This is a genomic window from Cytobacillus firmus NBRC 15306, assembly GCF_001591465.1.
GTDB classification, from domain to species: domain Bacteria; phylum Bacillota; class Bacilli; order Bacillales; family Cytobacillaceae; genus Cytobacillus; species Cytobacillus firmus.
Genome location: NZ_BCUY01000126.1, coordinates 1 through 7,495 on the forward strand (window position 1 = coordinate 1; position 7,495 = coordinate 7,495).

The following is a 7,495-nucleotide window of genomic DNA, read 5'->3' on the forward strand; positions in this document are numbered from 1 at the left end:
CTGTTGGAAAGGAAGGATTTCATCAAAAAAAGATGTGCATATGCTGCACATCTTTTGACTATCAGAAATTATCCAAAGCATTCCCATCCATAGGCTGAGGCTTGTATGGCGGGCATACAAGGAGCTGTCCATTAATAACCGTCTGCTCCTCTTCATTTGTTCCCTGTACCTTAATTTGCACGGTATGATCTGGGGTGTTCACTTCTGTTACTTCAAATAAAAATTGAACTGTACCATAATGATAGACAGGCTTCGTGTACTCGATTTCCTGTTTTAAAACATGGCTTCCAGGGCCCGGCAAGTATTTTGATATGGCAGAGTTTATGATGCCATTCAGCATAACACTTGGTACAATCGGTTTTTTATAAGGTGTTTGTGAAGCATAATCATGCTGAATATATAAAGGATTTGCATCGTTTGTCAGGCCAAGGTACAGCAATAGATCCTTGTCTTCTATTTTTTCTGTGAGCGTCAATTTTTCGCCCACAGATATTTCTTCAATGGTTCTTCCCAGTTTTCTTTTCTTTCCAAGCAGCATAGCTAAGCACCTCCGAGTATTGTAACCGTTTACATTTTTTCTGTAAAAAAATAGGCTGTTCGATATTTTAAATTATTCAGTCTATTTTTTATATGATATCATTTTATACTATTTCCCAAAAGGGCTTCCAGTAAAAAAATCCGGGAGAAAGTCCCCGGAATTTTCTTCACTTAAATAAGACCATCCTAGTAAGCTAATACTTCCATTACTTTGCGGACTGAATCTGCCGATTTATCGAGGGCAGCTTTTTCTTCGCTTGTCAGTTCAAGCTCTATTACTTTTTCGATTCCGTTTGCTCCAAGGATTGCAGGCACACCCAGATAGATTCCTTCGTAGCCATATTCTCCTTCGAGATAAGCAATGGAAGGAAGTACGCGGCGCTGATCCTTAAGGATAGCTTCACACATTTCCACAAGGGAAGCAGCTGGAGCATAGTAGGCACTTCCGTTGCCTAATAAGTTGACGATTTCTCCTCCGCCTTTGCGTGTACGCTCGACAATGGCATCAAGACGATCTTTTGAAATTAACGCTTCTAAAGGAATGCCCCCAGCATATGAATAACGGACTAGCGGAACCATGTCATCACCATGTCCGCCAAGTACAAATCCTGTAATGTCTTTAACAGACAAATTCAGTTCCTGGGCGACAAATGTGCGAAAGCGGGCTGTGTCAAGAACACCTGACTGTCCAATTACACGGTTTTTCGGGAAGCCTGATTCCTTGAAAACTGTATAAGTCATCGCATCCACTGGATTAGTCAGCACAACAATATAGCTATTTGGAGAATGTTTTGCAATCTCCTGCGCTACACTTTTCATAATCTTCTGGTTCGTTTGTACAAGGTCATCCCGGCTCATGCCCGGCTTTCGTGCAATGCCTGCTGTGATAACTACAATGTCAGAGTCTTGTGTATCTTTATAGCTTGAAGTACCTGTGATATTCGCATCGAATCCCTGAACAGGACTTGCTTCAAGCATATCCAGAGCTTTTCCCTTTGTAGGGTTTTCCATTTGCGGAATATCGACGAGCACGACATCTCCAAGTTCCTTTTGAGCCAGTAAGAATGCAGTTGTTGCTCCAGTAAATCCTCCACCTATTACAGAAATCTTTTTGCGTTTCAATGACATGAGCAGTTCCTCCTTTTGGAAATGAAAGTTTCAGGATTTGCATCCTTTATGTAAGAGGCTGTTCCAAAGAACAGCCATCCTATATACACAATTTCAGAGAATCGCCAGCTGCCCGGCAATAGAAGTTTCCTCAGGGAAGCACACAAAATAGCACTGCATGAATAGTATATTAGTCAAAAGCGCCTTTTATTAAAGGCGCTTTTGCTTTTTTACTCCATGTTATTAATTAGTTCGTCGGCAAATTCAGAGCATTTTACTTCAGTTGCTCCATCCATTAGACGCGCAAAGTCATATGTTACGACTTTAGAAGCAATAGATTTTTCCATAGATTTAACGATCATGTTTGCAGCTTCGTTCCATCCAAGGTGCTCAAGCATTAATACACCTGAAAGAATAACAGAAGAAGGGTTAACCTTATCAAGGCCAGCATACTTTGGAGCTGTACCATGAGTTGCCTCGAAGATCGCATGTCCAGTTTCATAGTTAATGTTTGCTCCTGGAGCAATACCAATGCCGCCAACCTGTGCAGCAAGAGCGTCAGAAATATAATCGCCGTTCAAGTTCATTGTCGCAACAACATCAAACTCTTTTGGACGGGTAAGGATCTGCTGAAGGAAAATATCAGCAATCGCATCTTTAACGATAATTTTCCCAGCAGCTTCTGCATCTGCCTGTGCTTTGTTGGCTGCTTCAACACCCTGCTCATCTTTAATGCGGTCATATTGAGCCCAAGTGAATACTTTTTCTCCGTACTCCCTTTCAGCAAGCTCATAACCCCAGTTTTTAAAGGCACCCTCAGTAAATTTCATGATATTGCCTTTATGTACAAGTGTCAGTGATTTGCGGCCTTCTTTGATTGCATACTCAATAGCTGCGCGTACAAGGCGGCTGGTTCCCTCTTCTGAAACAGGCTTAATGCCGATGCCTGAAGTTTCCGGGAAGCGGATCTTATTAACACCCATCTCATCCTGAAGGAATGAAATTAGCTTTTTAACCTCATCAGAGCCTTTTGCGTACTCAATGCCGGCATAAATATCTTCAGTATTTTCACGGAAAATAACCATGTCAGTATCCTGAGGGCGCTTAACTGGAGAAGGAACACCTTCAAACCAGCGGACCGGACGCAGGCACACAAATAGGTCAAGCTCCTGGCGAAGCGCAACATTCAGGGAACGGATGCCGCCGCCGATTGGCGTTGTTAATGGTCCTTTAATCGCAATTAGATATTCATTAATCACATCAAGTGTTTCAGAAGGAAGCCACTCACCAGTCTGATTGAAAGCCTTTTCTCCTGCTAACACTTCTTTCCAGACAAGCTTGCGCTCACCTTTATAGGCTTTTTCAACAGATGCATCCAATACACGGGAAGCTGCTGCCCAAATATCAGGACCTGTTCCGTCTCCTTCGATAAAAGGAACGATTGGATTGTTTGGTACGTTTAATACACCATTAGTTACTGTGATTTTTTCACCTTGCATTGTTATACCCTCCATTTTGAAAAGTGCGAGCATCAGCCTTTTTATTTATATAGTTTGCGGCACGATACTGCATCAGTATATCAGAATCAAAGGTTAGAAGGCATTTGCCCCTAACCTTTTCCCTGCTCTCTCTATTACAGCAATTTTTTAATAAAAAGTAAAATGCTGAGTAGTAATTAGTTCTATTAATCTGCTTTTTCTGCTTTTTAAAGACCTCTTTGCTCTACTGGAACGTATTTTTGCATTCCCGGGCCTGTATAGTCAGCACGCGGGCGGATCAGACGATTATTTTCATATTGTTCGAGAATATGAGCCAGCCAGCCGGATACGCGGCTTACAGCGAAAATCGGCGTGAACAGATCGTGGTCGATTCCCAGGCTGTGGTATACAGATGCAGAATAGAAGTCGACATTTGGCGGAAGTTTTTTCTCCCCGGTAACAATCGCTTCAATTTGCGTGGACATTTCGTACCAGTGTGGTTCCCCGGTAAGTTCTGTAAGCTTTTTGGACATTTCTCTTAAGTGCTTGGCACGAGGGTCGCCCTGACGGTATACACGATGCCCAAAGCCCATGATTTTCTCTTTCTTTTCAAGCTTTTCACGGATAAATGGCTCCACATTTTCAAGAGTACTTATTTCAGTAAGCATTTTCATTACCGCTTCATTGGCACCGCCATGCAAAGGCCCTTTTAAAGCGCCAATTGCAGCTGTAACTCCGGAATAGATATCTGACAATGTGGCTACACATACACGTGCAGTGAAAGTGGAAGCATTCAGTTCATGGTCCGCATGAAGAACCAGTGCTTTATTAAATGCTTCAATTGCGATTGGTTCAGGCTCTTTGCCTGTAAGCATGTATAGGAAGTTGGCTGCAAATCCAAGATCTGTTCTAGGAGCAATTGGCTCAAGGCCTTTTCTTACTCTAGCAAATGCCGTTACGATAGCAGGCATTTTAGCTTGAAGGCGAATTGCTTTTTTATAATTTGCTTCTTCATCCATCTGGTCTGCTTCTTCATCATAAAGTCCCAACAGAGACACTGCAGAACGAAGGGCAGCCATTGGATGCACTTTGTCAATTGGATATGTTTTAAAATGGTTCAGAACTTCCTCTGGAAGAGAGTAGTTTGCTGCAAGCTGACTCTTTAACTCATCCAGCTGGGATTGAGCAGGAAGCTTTCTGTGCCATAAAAGATAAATAACCTCTTCAAAGCTTGCATTTTCAGCCAAATCATCAATATTGTAGCCCGCATAGGTTAATGTATCGTCTATGATGGAGCTGATAGACGAAGTAGTAGCTACTACCCCTTCAAGACCGCGTGTTACTGTCATACCGAATCTCTCCTTTACATAATAAGATTTCCCCATACCCATTTTTGTCTGTACATTAAACATAAGTAAGCCGAACCTGATTTTTCATCTTTCAGAAAAGCTTCCTTGTCATGTCCATTGTTTTATCTGTTTTTGGACACTTTTATAGGGCTGCAGGACAGCCATTGAAAAGCCGGCTGTATTAGCCGATTTACAGACCAAATCCATGAAAGGTGCAACTTTCATTTATTGAAAAGCACTCCCGATATATGGAAGAAATAAACTTTCTCTTGGCATGCATTAATCGAGCGGTTGCTCGGTACTCTCTAAAAAAAAAGAAAATGCTTACATTTTTCCTTAAATGGAAAAAATAAATATATTAATAACATTTTAATAGAGCTTAACTGAATTTAATAGGTACCGTGAAATAGGTTACGCTTACAAGTCCTATTATAAACAATAATCTGACTTTTGTGAATGAAAAGCACTTAATTTGTTAAAAAATATTATTTTTCAAGAAAAGTTTATTTACATTACTGCCCAAAGGCAATGAAAATTCTAAGAACATTCATTTAAAAAGCTCAAAGACTTTCATTGCCATATACGCAATCCCTGCCCCTATCAGAGGACCGACGGCAATGCCTTTAAAAAGGGAGACAGCAAGAATGGTCCCCAGAACAAGAGCAGTTGTTATATGGGGATCTTCAGCCAGCAATACGATGCCGCCTTTTGCCAGAAGAGCAACTGCAATCCCTGAGATAAGAGCGACCCACGCATAAGGGGATTTAAATGCCCCGCCTAAATCCCGGAAGCCGATTTCACCACTGGCTATAGGTGCAAGGACAGCAATTGTAATAATGGTTACACCCCAGTTAATCCCCTTGGACTGCAGAAATGAAAAGGCTTTTGAATCAACGCCGGCTGCTTTAAGGATAATCAAAACAAAGACAGCAATGATCAGGGATTGATTTTTTGCTATTACACCTATCCCCAGCAAAAGAAACAAAAAAATGAGTGATTGGGAAAACATCTGCTAATTCACCTTCCTGCTTTCTATATTATCGTAACATAATTTAAATCAATTTAATAATTTCTGGGTTCTTTGGCGGATTTTTAAAAATAGAATATGTATTAATAGACAATATCTAATTATTTTAAGCTCTTGCAAAAATGATGTATGATATGACTAATAACATTACATAAGCAAAGCTGCAATGACTTAGTCTGTTCAAATTTAATAAGGAGGCTATTACTTGAACCCGGCATATATTTATAGGACCATAAGATTTTTCTTTGTCATTGGAGTGGTGATCTTAAGTCTCTATGCTTTCTTATATTTATCCAAAGTGACTTATCCTTTCATTATTGGACTGGCCATTGCCTTTCTTATTAACCCTTTGGTCAATATAATGGAGGTTAAATGGAAAATACCAAGGGCTCTTGCAGTCCTCATTGCACTGGTTCTTATCTTTGCCATTTTTGCCGGATTAATCACTTTACTGGTGGCAGAGATCGTGTCAGGTGCGGATTATTTGGCAAAAGTAGTGCCGCAGCACCTCGATACCTTAATTGATTTTGTTGAGCAGTTCTTTGCAGGGCAAATCATTCCTCTTTATAACCAGCTGGCAAGCTTATTTAATAATCTGGGAACAGGACAGCAGGATACCATCATGACGAATATAGAAAATGTCGGGAAGCAATTTGGCTCTACACTGGGAGATTTTATCCAGGGATTTTTCGAGAAAATCCCAAACATTCTTTCATGGTTTCCCAATGCAGCCACGGTCCTGATCTTCTCGCTGCTGGCCACTTTTTTTATCAGCAAAGATTGGCACAGGCTTTCAGGTATATTCAGCCGCATGCTGCCCAGCCGCGCAAAAAAAAGCGGCAGAACCGTATTTGCCGATCTGCAGAAGGCTTTGTTTGGCTTCGTCAAGGCACAGGCTACTTTAGTATCTATTACTACGGTTATCATACTTGCCGGACTTCTGATTCTGCGTGTCGATTATGCCATCACAATTGCACTTGTGACTGGCCTTGTCGATATTATTCCCTATCTCGGAACAGGGCTGATTTTTGTGCCATGGATTATATATGAAGCAATCGGCGGAGAAATGAGCAGGGCACTCGGACTGGGCATTCTTTATATCATCGTGCTGGTCCAGCGCCAGATAATGGAGCCAAAGATCCTTTCATCAAGCATCGGGCTTGATCCTTTAGCTACCCTGATTGCTTTATTTGCCGGTTTTAAACTGATTGGTTTTCTGGGCTTAATTGCAGGTCCGGTTACTCTTGTACTCATCACTACTCTTCATAAAGCTGGGGTATTCCGGGATATCTGGATGTTTATAAAAGGCAATGAAGAAGCCGATTAGGATAAAAAATTTGGGCATCGCCTTCAGTCATACTATGCATAGAATTGGATATCGGGCACTTCCTAACAAAAAGGTTTAAATGTCCCCCTCAGTGCAATTGTGCCACTGAGCGGGGACATTAATCATGGGATTGTCATCTTCCAGTAAAATTAACAAGCCGCTCCAATGTAACGGAGCGGCTTTATATATAGCTATTTTTACCTGATTATCGTGATCGTTCCCTTGTTCATCCATTTTTTCAGACCTATATAAAGGATGTTTTTAAATCCTTTTCTAGCCGAAGGAAGAAGCAATGTAAATCCTAATGCATCTGTAATGAACCCCGGTGCAAGGAGCAGGGTGCCTCCAATAAGGATACACGCCCCATCAAGAATGGCATCTCCCGGCATTTGCCCGCTGCGCAGCTGATCCTGTATTTTTCTGATTGTTTCAAGACCCTGCTTTTTAGCGAGATAAGCACCGAGAACACCTGTTAGCAAGATAATCGCAAGTGTCGGCCATAGCCCAATAGTGCTGCCTGAAAGAAGTAAAACACCAATTTCAGCAGCTGGAACGATTATCATCAGCAAGAGAATGTAGCGCATAAGCCACCTCTATTTTGTTTAAGACTTACCTTTATTATATCAAACAAAGCACTGAGAATATAACAATTTGTCCAAGAAAAATAAAC

The 7,495-nt window shown here is 41.3% G+C and carries 7 protein-coding genes; 1 reads left to right on the forward strand and 6 read right to left on the reverse strand.

The window, feature by feature from the left end; all coding sequences use genetic code 11:
- Positions 1-61: 61 nt before the first annotated feature.
- From BFI01S_RS20265 to BFI01S_RS20285, 5 genes are all read right to left on the reverse strand, one after another.
- Positions 62-538, reverse strand: coding sequence for a MaoC/PaaZ C-terminal domain-containing protein (locus BFI01S_RS20265; RefSeq protein WP_061794207.1), 477 nt, complete (start codon positions 536-538; stop codon positions 62-64).
- A 185-nt stretch (positions 539-723) separates the two neighbouring features.
- Positions 724-1,665, reverse strand: a complete 942-nt coding sequence (gene mdh, locus BFI01S_RS20270; RefSeq protein ID WP_061794208.1) for a malate dehydrogenase — start codon at positions 1,663-1,665, stop codon at positions 724-726.
- Positions 1,666-1,874: 209 nt separating this feature from the next.
- Complete coding sequence (gene icd / locus BFI01S_RS20275) at positions 1,875-3,143, reverse strand: NADP-dependent isocitrate dehydrogenase (RefSeq protein ID WP_061794209.1); 1,269 nt, start codon at positions 3,141-3,143, stop codon at positions 1,875-1,877.
- Between the two features lie 206 nt (positions 3,144-3,349).
- Positions 3,350-4,471, reverse strand: a complete 1,122-nt coding sequence (citZ, locus tag BFI01S_RS20280; RefSeq protein ID WP_061794210.1) for a citrate synthase — start codon at positions 4,469-4,471, stop codon at positions 3,350-3,352.
- Positions 4,472-5,018: 547 nt separating this feature from the next.
- Positions 5,019-5,480, reverse strand: coding sequence for a DUF441 domain-containing protein (locus tag BFI01S_RS20285; RefSeq protein WP_061794211.1), 462 nt, complete (start codon positions 5,478-5,480; stop codon positions 5,019-5,021).
- A 223-nt stretch (positions 5,481-5,703) separates the two neighbouring features.
- Between BFI01S_RS20285 and ytvI the strand changes: the two genes are divergently transcribed.
- Complete coding sequence (ytvI, locus tag BFI01S_RS20290) at positions 5,704-6,825, forward strand: sporulation integral membrane protein YtvI (protein WP_061794212.1); 1,122 nt, start codon at positions 5,704-5,706, stop codon at positions 6,823-6,825.
- A gap of 197 nt (positions 6,826-7,022) precedes the next feature.
- On the opposite strand, the gene BFI01S_RS20295 is transcribed toward ytvI, so the two are convergent.
- The gene (locus BFI01S_RS20295; protein WP_061794213.1) at positions 7,023-7,409 is read right to left on the reverse strand and encodes an FxsA family protein; all 387 of its coding nucleotides are present in this window, start codon (positions 7,407-7,409) and stop codon (positions 7,023-7,025) included.
- Positions 7,410-7,495: the final 86 nt, after the last annotated feature.